The organism is Kitasatospora sp. NPDC048286 (genome assembly GCF_043201735.1).
Lineage (GTDB): Bacteria > Actinomycetota > Actinomycetes > Streptomycetales > Streptomycetaceae > Kitasatospora.
Genome location: NZ_JBICZE010000005.1, coordinates 300132 through 314331, shown reverse-complemented (window position 1 = coordinate 314331; position 14200 = coordinate 300132). Strand labels below are relative to the sequence as shown.

The following is a 14200-nucleotide window of genomic DNA, read 5'->3' as shown; positions in this document are numbered from 1 at the left end:
TCCCCTCCGCCAACCCCCCCCCCCCTTCGTCCCCGTGCCGTTCGCCCCCCCCCCGCATCCCCCCCGCCCCCTGCCCCGGGCAGGCCCCGGGCCGTAGGAGGGCTCGTGCCTGCCCCTGGGGGCCTCGACCCCGGCGAGGGGGTTCGTCGGTACCGCGGGCTCACCTGGCCGTCGGCTCGTACGGCCGGTGGGTGCCCGTGGTGCCGTGGGGAGGCCAGGGGCTGCCGAGCCGTGCAGCCGCTGTGACCGAGACCGTTAGTTTGCGAGTCCTGGGGTCGATCGCCGCAGGCTGTCCCACAGTTGAGATGAATAGTTTGCGAGAGTTGGAGAGGGCTAGTTTGCGAGGCTTGTGGTGCCTGCTCCGTTCTGGAATCCGGTCAGCAGCTCTCGCTCATGCTGTTCCAGTAGCGGCAGCAGCACCGCGTAGGGAGAACGTCCGCTCGCCTGGGCGACCGTGCAGGCCAGTCGGTTCTCAGGATTTCCCGCATCAACCCGTCGTCCGGCCTCGGAGAACGGCGGATAGAAGCAGGGGGCGAGAGGGAATTCACTCCCGGTCAGGCGGCTCCAGATCACTGCCGAAAGAGCCTCGTGAAGTCGGTCCCGCGAAGCCGGCGGACGACGGTCAAGAATTGCGGTGTAGTGGTCGAGGAATCCGAAATAGACTTCCCGCTCCAAATGCCAGCCGGAGAAGTATCGGCGCCGCTCCCGGTAGTCGACCCGTTCTGCGGGCAGAACCCCGGCCGCGCATCGGGCAACCCGTCTCATCCCCTCGACGAACTCGGCCTCCCTGTCATCAGGGCCCGACGAGGACTGCTGCCCGGCCATCTCCAGGAGCCCCCAGGCGGCCGGGATCCCCAGAAAGTTCGCGGCCTCCTGGGAATCTATCCCAGAGGCCGCCCTGACCAGATGAATGGCAATCGCCCGGCGAAGCCTGCGCGTCGCGGGAAGCGCCGGGCCGGGTGGTCCGATGTGGAATTCCTTGAACCATTTCTCGGGGATCTCCTGTGGAACGCATTCCGGTGAATATCCGTCGAGTCGCTCGACGGGAATGGCCAGGAACGCGGGAATCGTCCGGAACCTTGCCCATTGCGATGGAGCCGGTTTGATCACGCGGCGCTTCGGGTGCAGGTCCCAGGGCAGGCCCTCCTCGACCGCTGACCGGCAGTCGCCCGACGCTTCGCGCAGGAGGACCTTCCAGGTCTTTCCCCATTGGAGTGACTGCTTTTTCGGAGCCGCCGCGGCCAGGTGCCCGACTGCCTCGGTCATTTCCTGCCCCGGCAGCGCGAGGGCCTGGGCGGCGACGCTCAGGACCGCGGCAGCGCCCAGCGGCGCCGCAGGCAGCAGCATCCAGGACAGCTGCTGGTTCCGGTGGCGGAACTCCGGCAGCTTCTCGACCTGCCGCCGCAGGGAGCCGACGTGCGCCTCGACCGCCTCCGCCTGGTCCGGCGGCAGCAGCGGGGCGGCCGCCGGCCAGGCGGCGAGGATCAGCGTCGTCAGCAGGTGCAGGTCCGCGAACGCCTCGAAACAGGCCCGGTCCGGGGTTCCCGGCGCGAGGAGGCCGTCGATGCGGGCCTGGAGCGCGGCCAGGCCGGCCGGAAGGCTTCCGGGGCCGGGCGCGAGCGTGAGGTCGTCAAGCCGCTGCCCGCAGGCCCCGCCGTTGTGTTCCTCCCGGCACTGGGCCGGGTGGAGCCCGGTGCCGCCCGGGAAGGACAGCAGCTTCGCGGGCCGGTCGGGATCACCCGTGCCTGGCGCAGTGCGGCAGCGCGGGCAGGTGTGTTGGAGGAGGACCCGGTGCTCCAGGCAGGCGAACGAGACGGCCAGACGCCAGCGCCGGCGCCATGGACCGCCGTGCCGGGCCTGGACCGGTGAGCCGTCGCCCGCCAGGCAGCGCGGGCAGTAGCGGCCGTCCCTGACCAGGACGCCGGGCGGGAAGCGGTGCAGCGGCCGGGGGGTGCTGGCCGGGTCCTTCGGCGGGACGAGCGCGTGGGTCACCGGCGGATAGCGGCCGACCAGCGAGCGCAGGGTCAGCCCCTGGGCGTCCTCGGCCGAGATCCGGGCGGCCTGTGAGAGGTGCCGGATCCGGTCGGCCTCCAGCATGAACAGGTGGCCGGCCCGGGCGGTGGTCGTCATCGGCCGAAGCCCGGCCAGGCCCAGACGCCAGGCCACGAACCCCGGCGCGAGGTCGAGGCGGTGGCCGAGCCGCAGCAGGAACCCGGGAAGGCTCTCGTCCGCCAGTGGCGCCAGCGAACGCGGCAACGGGTCCGAAGGCGCCGTCATCAGCCCGCCGCCCCGGCCGCGGCCTGCGGGCCGGTGTCGTCGAAGACGGTGTTGCGCCCGCGCTGGCGCCGGGCGGGCCGGGCTGCGGCCGCCTGCGGTTCCTGCGGCGCGATCTCCTCGGGGGCCAGGTCCGGATTCTCGCGGCGGATGACGATCTCGTCCAGGAGACGCTGGTCGATCACCTCGTGCTCGCTGTCCATCGCTTCCTGGCAGCCGTCCTCCAGGAGCCGGCCCAGCAGGCCGACGACGCCGCCGGTGCGGCGCATGAGGTATTCCGGCATGGTGCCGCCGGTGAGCATCCCCGGCTTGGCCTTGAGCAGCCGCAGGTGGACCTCGATGCCGTGCAGGTGGTTGACGAACGCCTGGATCTGCTCGGGCGTCGAGTAGCGGAAGCGGTCCATCTCGACGAGTTCGAACCGGTGCTCGGTCTGGGTGACCTCCAGGCCGTGGACGCGCGCGGACTCCAGCGGCGGCATCACCCACTGCCGTGCCCGTTCGTTCCAGCGGGCCTCCCGCAGCAGGCCGGTGCCGGGGATGTTCACCCCGGTCAGAATCAGGGTGACGTTCAGGCTCATTAACGCCCGGATCAGGTCGAGGACGTCCTGGTCGTCGGCGCGGTGCATCCGCAGCCGGCTGATGTCGTCCAGCACCAGCGCCTTGACCCCGTGGTCGCGCAGCGAGTCCGCGACGAGCCGCACCAAATTCGGCAGCGTCGCCGAACTGCGGACGTCGGCGCCGAAGAACCGCAGGATCGCCGCGCAGGTGCTCTTCGGCGTCGCCGTCACCGGCGTGGAGACGAACACGACCGGGGCGTGGAGGTCGATCGTCCCCGGCACCGAGGCCGGATTGAGGAATCCGTGCAACTGGAGCCAGGAGTCCTCGAACGCCGCGCAGACCGCGCTGACGCTGGCGGTCTTGCCGTAGTGGCCGAACCCGCTGACCATCACCCCGGCCAGCGTCGGATCGTCCTGCTTGTAGGTGTTGCCGTGCAGGCGCCGCTTGATCAGCCGGGTCACCTTCGCGGCCATCGGCGTCTGCTGGAGCGGCAAGTTCACGTTCGTCAGCCGCCGGTAGATGTCGTAGTCGAACCGCGCGTCAGGCGTCAGCGTCTGCCACTGCCGGAACTCCAGCCGCGGCGGCAGGGCCAGCCGGCCGCGGGTGCGACGGAAGTCCTGCCAGCCCTCGAAGGTGTCCCGGTGCGGGCGGGGCCGCAGGATCAGCTCCGCGATCCGCTCGCGGGACGGCCAGCGGGCCCGCAGATCGTCGTCCTGTGCCGGCTGGTTCACGTGCTCTCCGATGCCTCGTTGTCCGGGACGGCCGTGGGCAGGAGGAACAGGCCGCCCCGCAGCGCATCGTCCAGCAGCGGCGGCGCGGTCGGCCCCGTGGCCGTCGCCGACCGCCGTCGCCGCCGGCGGTCGGCGTCGACCTCCTTGCGGACGGCCCGCTCCCGCTCCCGCCAGGGCTCGGGCAGCTCTTTCGGCCCGGGCTCGGGCCCGGGCGGCTCGGGGCGGGGCCGGTCCGCCGCGGCCGCCGCGGCCCGGGCCTGCTCGCCGGACCGGGCGGCGCGCTTCTTCCTGCCCGCCCGGCTCGGCCAGGCCGAGACCGGGGTGACATCGCCCAGCAGTTTCAGCAGCGCCGGAAGGAGCTCGGCGTCCGAGCAGGGCGCGAGCCCCGAGCGGGCCGCCCCCGCCAGCAGTTCGGAAGCGGTCCGGTCGGAGAACGCCGGGACCTCGCCCTGCGGCGGCAGGCCGCTCCAGCGCAGGGTGTGCCAGAGATCATGGTTGTCCGGGTCCTGGAAGAACACCGCCCGCCGGTCCCGCCGGTCACTGCTGACCACCCACTTCCCCGCGTGCCGCCCGCCCCGCTCGGAAGGCCGCTGGTAGCGGTCGGCAGTGAAGACGTCCCCCCAGTACCAGAGCCCGAGGATCTTGACCCCGCGCCGTGGGTGGACCTTGACGTGGTGCCGCCGCAGGAGCCGGTAGTAGAGCGACGGATCCGGGATCCGCAGGCTGAACCCGCCCTGGTCCATCGCGGCCGCGAATAGCGAGTTTGGGCTGTGCCGCTCGCCCGGACCCCAGGCCGGCGCGTACTCGCCCAACTCCCGCCGCTGCCAGACCTCCACGATCCAGGCCGCGATCAGGTGCTCCATCCGCTCGACCGTCAGCACCGCCTCGGCCTCCGGGTCCGTGCCCCGGTCGGCGACGTCCGTGCCCGTGAACCCGAGCAGGTGCTCGAACAGCAGCGTCTTGAACGAGGAGAACGCCCGCTCGACCGCGAACTTGTCGGTCGGCCGAAGCGCCCGCGCCGGCAGCACGTTGCAGCCCAGCTCCCGCTCGGCCGCCACCAGGTCGTGGCTCTTGTAGGAACCGCCGTGATCGGTCGTCACGGTCTCCGGGGCGAAGAACGGCAGCGCCGCGACCTCGTGCCCCGCGAACTGGGCCACGATCTCGGACGGGACCTCCGGATAGGGCCAGAGCATCTCCTCGCCCCAGCCTGCCCGCATCGGCAGCGGCAGCATCACGTCCCGCAGCAGCATCGCGACGTCGACCGACCGCTCGCCCTTCGGAGTGAGGCGAAACGCCGGAACCGAATGCGTATAGAGGTCCAGCGCGATCGTCAGCGTCACGTCCGCAGGCTCACCAAACACTGTCTCGCGCAGCTTCACCGGCAGCGGCGTCGAGTCCAGCGCCAGCACCTGCCCCGGCCGGTGGACCACCGTCCGCCGGCCCGCCCCGGCCTCGGCCGCCGCAGCGGCCGATCTCACGTAGCGCTGCCGCCCGCCCTCCGGCCCGAACCACTCCTGCCAGACCGCCGCCAGCGTGTGCCGGCACGGCACCTTCTCCATCGGGAACTGCGGGAACGTCTCGCGGACGTACTGGTGCAGCAGGCGGTGCTTGGCGCTCATGCTGATCCGCGACCGGCCCGCGCACTCTTCGCGGACCGCGAAGATCGCTGTCCGGATCTCCTCCGTGACGCTGCGATGCCCACCACGCCGGCGGAGCCACCGGCCGTCCGCGCAGGCCAGCACCAGATCCTGCGGGGCAACGGTCGAGAGCCCCTGAAGGGTGCGAAGACCCAGGCGGGACAAGCCCAGCAGCCGGGCCTCCGCCGGGTCCATCGCCGCCACCTCCGCGACCTTCGCCCGCCGACGGTCGGTCAGCGTGGTGTGCGCGGGGTCGAATGCCTCACGAGGCTCACCCGGTCGGGCCCGCTCCGCGGAGCCCTCCCGGAATCCCGTGACCGCCTCCCGGACGTGCTCGGCCCGGTTCACCGCCCGCCGTAGCTGGTCCTCGGTCAGGTCCGACAGCGACTGGGGCTGGACTCCGGCCGCCTCCGGCGCCGGGCCGGACCCGGCGGCGGGGCCCGGGGCCGGGGCGAGGCGTGCGTCCAGGTGCCCGGTGAGCCACCTGAATGAACGGGTCTCCACCCGGCCGTCCGCGTGCTCCAGCACCAGGCGCCCAAATTGCGGCTCGACCGCACGGGCCGTCCACTCGACCCCGTTGAGGACCAGCACCGCCCCTGGGCTCAGCTCCAGCGGCCCCCGCCCGCTTGTCACGGTGCCCCGCCCGGGTCTGTGGCCGGCCAGACCAGCGACCCGTCACCGAGAGGGCGCCCCAGATCTGTCCCCAGCCGGCGGTGCCAAAGCAGATGGGTGGCGTGCGCTCGGGCAATCACTGGCAGACTCGTCGTCGCCACCAGATCGCCGAACCGCACAGATCCTCGGCGGGCCGTGTCCAGCAGCTCGGCCTCAAGGCCCAGCCGGTCATCCAGCGGCCGGCGTTGGGACGACAGGTGATCCAAAGCGGTCTGGACGTGCGGCCTCCAGCCGGTGACCACGCTGTAATTCCAGCCGCATGCCGCCGCAGCCTCCCGGGCCGCAGCAAACTTCAGGAGGTCGTCCTCCTTCACGAGCGAGCGCGGCCGTACGTCGAACAGCCAGAATTCGCCGCCAGCCAGGGCTGCCAGGAAGTCCGGGACATGGCGTCCGCGCCCGCTCGCATGCTCGAAGTCCAGCTCGAACGGCTGCGGCAGCACCTCCACAACGCCCACGAAATCCAGCGCGAGGAGCAATCGCTGCTCCTCCAGCGACTCGAACCCGTGCTGCCGGCCAGTCGACACCATGAACTGCAGGCCGGGGCGATGCTTCTGCCGGGCACGCCAAGTGAACTGCCGTACTGGACGCGAAGCGAACAGCGGCACCGACGCCATGTCCCTCAGTGGCCACGAGACCCTACCGTCGCCGATCAGCCACGATCCAACCCACCGTCGCAGCCAGTCACCGCTCAGCGCCAGACGCCCTTGCGCGGCTGTGTCCTCCTCGAATGGGTCGAGCAGATCGTTCAGGCCACAGGAATCGGAACCCACCAATGGCACCACAGGCATTCCCACCAGGCCATACGACCACCACAGCGCTGGTGGCAACACGGGAACGCCGAAGCCGACCGATACCTTCCGCAAGAACCACCAATTCGAGCAGGAGGCGGCAGATCGTGATCGATGCAGAACGGATCGCGACCCGCCACCACTCCCAAGCTAGGAGCCCATGGAAGCCCGCAGTGAGCGCCAATCGGCCACCGACTGTCGCATCAGGGCGAGGTGTCGACGGCTTCTTGTAAGAATCTTCTGGAGCTCGTAATCCTTCGGAAGGCCGGCTTCCGTCAGGAGCCTCAGTCGGATAGTCGCCAGCGTGATGGCAAGGACGCCGTTCAGGGCTCCCCTGTCATGCTCGACTCGGTGCGTGGTGCGGTATCCGTGACTAAGCGCATTGCGAACCGCAGCCGAAACCGACGCCCACTCCTTAACCTGCCTTTGATAGAACCAGAGGCAGAATTCCTCGCCCAGTTCCGAGGTGAGCTCCAGGAGCCTCGACTCCAGGCTCACCTCAGTGATTTTTACGGCTGATTTGACCTTTCTGCGCTCCTTGCTGTCCAATCCGCCGGCGCTCTTCAGTGCTTTGTCGACCTTCTCTGCGAAATTCGAGGGCGGCGGCTCGGGGTGAAATTCCCGGTGGAGCGACTCCGCGGCGTTTACCGCTTCCACAACTCCAATTTGGAGTGAGCCGATCCGGCTGCGGGATGAGGCAACGGCGACCGGGACGACAGCGCGCGAAGCAACCCCGATCCAGTTCGCGATAAACTCTGCCGCCTGGACGTCCTTCGCCGTGAAGAAGGGATCCAGTCCGATCGACTCCCGCTCGACATCCTCGTCTATCACCCCAGGGTCGAAGGAGATCGACATGTAGTCATCGAAGGCCTCATGTTCCGCGCTGGTCTCGCGGCGCGGTTGAAGCCGCAAATTAAAGTACTCGACAGTGCGGTCAAGAGTGATTGCGAGAAGCGATTGCAGTGGTATGACTGCTTGCTCCATAAGCTCTTCGAGCGTGAACCCTGAATCACGCTCAACTCCCACGACGACGTATTCACTCAAAGAGCGAACCCGCCGACTGGCGCTCTCGCTGCCCATTGCCGCTAGTGTGACGGCCATCCCGTTGTCGCACTTGGCGACGGTTGGTTCCAGCTGTCCGTAGCCGAGCGGCTCTCCGATTGGGGTGTCCTGCGCGATGCCAGAGAACGGCCACCACTCCGATAGTCCGGTCAGCTCGAAAGTAGCGCCAGTGTAGATCGTCGCCTCGGGTAGGGCGTCGCCAGCCAGGAGGCTGGACCCGATCCAGGTCTGGGAGAACTGATTATCTGCCCGGTCTTCCTCATTCGGCATAAAACTTGGACCAGTTGTGCGTACGAGGTAGCTGACCCGCAGCGTGAATCGGCGTCCCGAGCAAGCGCCATAAATGGTCACCGGCGGCACAAGGGAAAGACTGTCGCTCCACTGGTGATTGACCCGCAGAGTACCGATGAGGTCCAACTGCCACTGGTCGGCGGTCCGAGAGAGTGTGCCGGGCACTCGGACGCTGGGATCGTCGTCGGTCCACCAAACACCACTGCGTGACTGGATCATGGGGGCAGCCTAGGCACTGTCCTGGCGGTCATGCTGTGCGGGTGGGTACGGACGACACATCGATCACGAGGTGGCCTGTTGCGGTGCTTGCGATGAGCAAGCCGTGGCCCGCTCCAAGGTCGTAGGCTCGATCCGCCAGGGGAAGCACGTGCCCTGTTCGTGTGCGGGGGTTCCAGATCCGCAACACCCCGTCTTCACTGGCCGTAGCCAGGCGGGCGGTGCCGTCGGGCGCGGTGAACGCCGCAATCGCCCGAACCCCGTGAGTGTGGCCGGTGAGGGGCTGGCCCAGTTGGGCGCCGGTGGCGGGGTTCCAGATCCGCACCGTCCCGTCGGCACCGCCGGTGGCGAGACGGGGGGTGCCGTCGGGCGCGGTGAACGCCGCCACCGCCCGAACCCCGTGAGTGTAGCCGGTGAGGACCTGGCCCAGCTGGGTGCCAGTGGCAGGATTCCAGATCCACAACCTCCCGGAATCTGCCGTAACGAGGACGGGTGTGCCGCTGGGGGTGGTGAACGCTGTCACCGTCCATGCCCAGTGAGTGTGGCCAGTGAGGACCTGGCCCAGCTGGGCGCCGGTGGCGGGGTTCCAGATCCGCACCGTCCCGTCGTTGCTGCCGCCGGTGGCGAGGCGGGGGGTGCCGTCGGGGGTGGTGAAGGCCGCCATCGACCACACCATGACGTCGTGGTCGGTGAGGGATTGGCCTCGCTCAATGCCATTGGCAGGGTTCCAGATCCACACCGGCTGGTCGGCACCGGCCATGGCCAGGCGGGGGGTGTCATCGGGCGCGCTGAACACCGCCACCGTCCCTACCCTGCTGGCGTGGCTGGTGAGGGGCTGGCCTTGCTGGGTGCCGGTGGCGGGGTTCCAGATCCGTACCGTCCGGTCGGCACTGGCCGTAGAGAGGTGGGGGGTGCCGTCGGGGGCGGTGAATACCGCCACCGCCCATACCTCGTCCTCGTGGCCGGTGAGGGGCTGGCCCAGCTGGGTGCCGGTGATGGGGTTCCAGATCCGTACCGTCCGGTTGGCACCGCCGGTGGCGAGGCGGGGGGTGCCGTCGGGGGCGGTGAACGCCGCCACCGCCCACACCTCGTCGTTGTGACCGGTGAGGGGCGGCCCGTCCTGGGTGCCGGTGGCGGGGTTCCAGATCCGTACTGCTTCATCGTCGCCGCCGGTGGCGAGGCGGGGGGTGCCGTCGGGGGCGGTGAACGCCGCCACCGCCCGCACCCCGTCGTCGTGGCCGGTGAGGGGCGGCCCGTCCTGGGTGCCGGTGGCGGGGTTCCAGATCCGTACTGCTTCATCGGCGCCGCCGGTGGCGAGGCGGGGGGTGCCGTCGGGGGCGGTGAACACCGCCACCGCCCGAACCTCGTCGTCGTGGCCGGTGAGGGGCGGCCCGTCCTGGGTGCCGGTGGTGGGGTTCCAGATCCGCACCGTCCCGTCGGCACCGCCGGTGGCGAGGCGGGGGGTGCCGTTGGGCGCGGTGAACACCGCCACCGCCCGAACCTCGTCGTCGTGGCCGGTGAGGGGCGCCCCGTCCTGGGTGCCGGTGGCGGGGTTCCAGATCCGCACCGTCCCGTCGTTGATGCCGCCGGTGGCGAGGCGGGGGGTGCCGTCGGGCGCGGTGAACACCGCCACCGCCCCCACCCCGCCGTCGTGGCCGGTGAGGGGCTGGCCTTGCTGGGTGCCGGTGGCGGGGTTCCAGATCCGCACCGTCCCGTCGGCACCGCCGGTGGCGAGATGGGGGGTGCCGTCGGGCGCGGTGAATACCGCCACCGCCCACACCTCGCTCGCGTGGCCGGTGAGTTGGAGGTGGAGTTGGCGTGCCCGGACGGCGCCGGAGGTAAGGGCGGGGGGCCAAGGGGTGTTGCTGTGGGGGTGAGGCTCATTGGGGGGCACGATGCCTTGGATGTAGGTGGTGCCGAGTCGGCGCCACCAGCGGCGCCATGCGGTGGCGGTGCCGGGCCCATGGTCGGGGCTTGTGCCGCGGGCGTGGTGCTGGAGGAGGACGGTGCCGGCGATGGCGGGCGGCAGTACGTTCGAGGCGATGCCGTGGTGGAGGGCGTTGGTGGTGATGCTGGTGAGGTCGAGGGCGTCGAGGACCTCCGGGTGGTTGGCGAGGGTCTCCAGGGCTGCGGCTGTGTGGCCGAGGCGGGCATGGGTGGCGAGGTGGCGGCGGATGTAGGGGCTGATGTCCGTGGGCTGCGACGTGGTGTCAGGCGCAACCCGCTGATGGAGGTTCTCGCGGGTGTGGCGGGTCAGGGCGGTGGTGATGGCGGCGTGGGCCTGGCCCGTGTCGGCGGCGGTGGTGAAGTGTTCGGTGAAGGTGCGGTGGGCGAGGCGGTAGACGCTCTGTTCGTGTTCCTGATCGAGGGCGAGGTAGGGGGCAGCGTCCCGGAGCAGGCCGGAAATGCTGTCCCGGGTCTGGGCGGGGACGGGTGCGAGGGCGTCGGCGGCAGTGGCCCAGATGCCGTCCTGGTCGGGCATGCCTCGGCCTTGGGCGAGGCCGAGGGCATTCAGCAGGGGGGTGTAGTGGGGGTTAGTGCGGTGGAGGCGTTCCAAGGCGCGGGTGAAGAGTTGGCGGTGGGTGCGGCCGATCAACGGGCTCGGGTCGGCCAGGAGGTCCGGGTCGTTGAGGAGTTCGTGGGCGGCGAGGCGTGCATAGAGGAACTGCTGGGGTTCTGCGCCGTTGTGGGGGTGGTCGACGATGAGGCGCTGGACGGCTTCTTCGATGTGGTCGTCTTCGGCGTCGAGGGTGTGTCGGCGCTTGGCGGAGTGGAGTTTTGCGCGCAGGTACCCAGCGAGGGCCTCCGGGTCCTGTGTCACCTCGACGCACTGCAGGTCAGCCACCTGGCCCCTGTCGGCCTCGGCCGGTCGGGGGCGGAGGGTGTCGAGGAGGTCGGTGTCGTCGGGGGTTGGTTGGTCGGGGCCTTCGCGGGTGGAGCGGCGGGTGCCGATGATCAGGCGGATAGTGGGGAGGGCGGCGAGGGGGCGCAGGAGCTGGTCGGCGATGACGAGGGGTTGTTCGGCTTCGTCGAGGGCGTCGAACAGCAGGGTCAGTGGCTCCTGGCGGGCGCGTAGTGCGGCGAGGAGGCGGCTGGTGAGGTCGGCGGGGGGCTGTCCGTCAGCGGCCAGGTCTGCGAGGTCGGTGAGGCCGGCGGCGCGGGCGATGAGGTACAGGGTGCGCGCCGGAGTAAGCCCAGCGAGGTGGGCGGTGAGATCGAATGGGTCGTCCGGGCAGGGGGTTCCAGCGGGGAGGCGTTGGAGGTGGCTGTGGTGGATGAGGATGTCGCGCAGACGGGTGTTGGTGTGCAGGAGGATGTGGCCGAGGAGGGCCGATTTCCCGGCGCCGGCGGGACCGGTGACGACCAGGGCGCCGCGTTGGGTGGTGGTGAGCCAGCGGAGGATCCGGTCGCGTTGGAGGGTGCGGCCGTGGAAATACCAGGCGAGTTCGCCGAGCTCGGCGCCGGACGCCTTCGGGATGAAGTGCCGCTGTTCATCGACGGGCAACTGGTCTATGACGGCCTGGAGTTCGGCGAGCTGGTCCAGCGGCGCGGAGACTGAGGCCGCGGCGGTGGGGGCGAGGCGGACCAGCTGATCGCGGTCGTCGTCGATGGTGAGGTCGTCGACGAATCCGCTGAGGCGGCCGGCGAGTGCGCGTCCGAGGGCGGACAGGCCGATGACACGCTGAGTGGGGAACGTGGTGTGCAAGGCCCGGCCGAGGGCCTCGGCGAAGGCGCCGAGTTCGGCGTATCCCTTGGCGGCGGTGGACAGCAGCAGGTATCGGGCGGCGTCGTCGTAATGGGTGAAGAGTTCCTTGTGGACGGCTCGGGCGAAGCTCTTGGAGAAGCAGGCGTCGAGGATGACGATTGCCCAGCTGTCGGCGTTGCCGGGGTGGAGTCGGCGGCTGCCGATCGCGCGGGCGATCTCCTGCGGGGTCACGCCGTCGTCGATGGGTGCCGAGGTGCGGTGGTGGGCGAGGTGGTCCGCGCTGCCGTGGCCGACCCAGTACAGCACCGTATTGCCGCTGGGTGCGGCGTGCTGCTTCCAGGTGCCGAGCCGCTCCTCGACTGCCTGCCGGTTTCGTTCGTCCGCCGACACGGTCCACGGAGTGGTGTGGACGCCGTAGGGGGCGAGGAGGTCGGTGATCGCTCGCACGTGCGTCTCGGTGTCCAGGTCGGGCAGGAGATCGTGCTGGTAAGAGGTGAAGTTGATTGGGAAGAGTTCGATGCCGCCGCCTTCGGGGGCGCCTCCCGCGGTGTCGTGGCCGTTGTCTGAGGGCGGGGTGTCACCTGCTGCGGTGGGGGTGATCATGGGTGGGCTGCCGGGTTCAGGCGTCGGGCGGGGTGACGAGGACGAGTTGGGTCAGGGGCGTGTGTCGGCCGGTATCCAGGGTGACCCGGTACAGGTCCGGGGCGTCCGCGGTGAAGCAGGCCGACAGGACCCCGTCCGTGCGATCGAGGTCGCGGCGCAGGGTCAGGGGGTGGCCGGGGCGGCCGGTGGTCGCCGAGTGCACGCTCAGACTCACCCCAGCCGGAGTGTCGAGGCCGGTAGCGGTGAGGGTGAGCGGCTGACCGAGCGTCCCGCCGAGGTGAGGGGTCTCCAGGCCCGGCCCGTCGCCGGTGCCGTCGCCGAGATTCGCACCTTGCGGGCGCTCCAGCGCGATGCGGCGGATCTGCCGCAGCACCTCGTCGTGGCACATCAGCGTGCCGTGTTGGCCGAACACATAGTGGACGGCGTCGATGCCGGAACGGGCGGAGGGCATGTGGACGGTGCCGTCACCGGAGGCGTCACGACGGGCGGGGATGCCAGTGGCCGGGTCGCGGACGAGCTCGCCGTCGTCGCCGACATCGAAGGCGTAGTGGCGACCCGCCACGACCGAAAGGCCGGCGTGCTGTTCCTTCAGGGTCTGCACGGTCGGCTGGGCCTCGCCGACGACCGCCCGGTGACCCGGCAGTACGAACCCGTTCCGACGGTGGCGCGCTCGCTCGGCCAGCGAGCGGGCGGCCAGGTCCCGGTCGCCACCGAACCGGGCGACATCTCCCGCGGTCAGACGCTCCACATCCAGACCGCGGTCCAGGCAGCGGTAGCCGGGCAGCAGGTCATGGACACCCGGCAGGGTCGCCGCCATCGCCTGCACCCGCCGCGCTAGGCGCTCCGGCTTCGCCTGGGCGTGGCGGAGGTTCAGCGCCAGAACGGACTTCGCCGAGCCCAGGAACGGCGTCCCGACAGTGACCACCGCCCTGGTGTCGGCCGCGAGTTCCGGGTCCTGCTCCAATGCGGCCCGCACCACCAGCCCGCCCATCGAGTGCGCTACGAACACCAGCCGCGGCCGCGCCTCGCCGGCCGCCCGCCACCCGGGCACCACCGCCACCCGCTCCCGCCACCGCTCCAGATGCGCACGGGCCTCACGGGCCAACAGCGCGCCGTTGTAGGAGACCGCCAGACGCCAGTCGTAGGGGAACGGCGCCACCGCCTCCGGCGCCAGCGCGACCCCCTGAAGGGCCCTGGTCGTCTCGCGGTACGGGTCGAGGCCCTGGAAGACGGGCAGCCACCACGGTTTGGCGAGCAGCCCGGTGGCGCGGATGCGGGTCAGCGGCGCCCGCCGGGCGGTGTCGGCGTCGGCGGCCTGCTCCCGCTCGTCCGCGTGCAAGGCGGCGAACAGGGCCTCCCCGCTCAGCGCGCCAGTGAGCATCGGGAGATCGACGCCCCACAGCGGGCGGCCCGTGGCGGTGTCCTCAAGGACGCTGCCCATGATGCCCGGCACCACCACGCAGGCGTCCCGGGTGCGGTCGTCGAACACCGGCGGCACCCCCGCGAACGCCACCCCGTGTCCCGACCCGTCAGCCCCCACTGTCCCCATGCCGTCCGACGATAGACGATAGAGGAGCGCAACAGCCCGGGTACGGCTTCACCGAGGAAGAGCTCCGTCCGGACGCCCAGCCGCCATGTGCTGGAACGGCTCTGCTCCCCGAC

Annotated in this window: 7 protein-coding genes; all 7 read right to left on the bottom strand. The window is 70.6% G+C overall.

The annotated features are described in order from the left end of the window. Nucleotides 1-333: 333 nt before the first annotated feature. Entirely contained in the window at nt 334-2277 is a 1944-nt protein-coding gene (locus ACGF13_RS13940) for a TniQ family protein (protein ID WP_392873418.1), read from the bottom strand. Further along, on the bottom strand, nt 2277-3563 hold the full coding sequence (locus tag ACGF13_RS13935; protein ID WP_392873416.1) for an AAA family ATPase: 1287 nt from the start codon (nt 3561-3563) through the stop codon (nt 2277-2279). The genes ACGF13_RS13940 and ACGF13_RS13935 overlap by 1 nt, the downstream gene beginning before the upstream one ends. Next, on the bottom strand, nt 3560-5833 hold the full coding sequence (locus ACGF13_RS13930) for a transposase (RefSeq protein ID WP_392873413.1): 2274 nt from the start codon (nt 5831-5833) through the stop codon (nt 3560-3562). The genes ACGF13_RS13935 and ACGF13_RS13930 overlap by 4 nt, the downstream gene beginning before the upstream one ends. Continuing rightward, a complete protein-coding gene (locus ACGF13_RS13925; RefSeq protein WP_392873410.1) occupies nt 5830-6642 on the bottom strand; it encodes a TnsA-like heteromeric transposase endonuclease subunit in 813 nt (270 codons plus the stop codon). Before ACGF13_RS13925 ends, ACGF13_RS13930 begins: the two co-directional genes overlap by 4 nt. A gap of 168 nt (nt 6643-6810) precedes the next feature. Further along, the gene (locus ACGF13_RS13920; RefSeq protein WP_392873407.1) at nt 6811-8232 is read right to left on the bottom strand and encodes a HEPN domain-containing protein; all 1422 of its coding nucleotides are present in this window, start codon (nt 8230-8232) and stop codon (nt 6811-6813) included. Nucleotides 8233-8260: 28 nt separating this feature from the next. Continuing rightward, nucleotides 8261-12538, bottom strand: a complete 4278-nt coding sequence (locus ACGF13_RS13915) for a hypothetical protein (protein WP_392873404.1) — start codon at nt 12536-12538, stop codon at nt 8261-8263. Nucleotides 12539-12554: 16 nt separating this feature from the next. Next, nucleotides 12555-14051: an esterase/lipase family protein gene (locus tag ACGF13_RS13910; RefSeq protein WP_392873402.1), complete on the bottom strand. Its 1497-nt coding sequence runs from the start codon at nt 14049-14051 to the stop codon at nt 12555-12557. Nucleotides 14052-14200 lie beyond the last annotated feature (149 nt).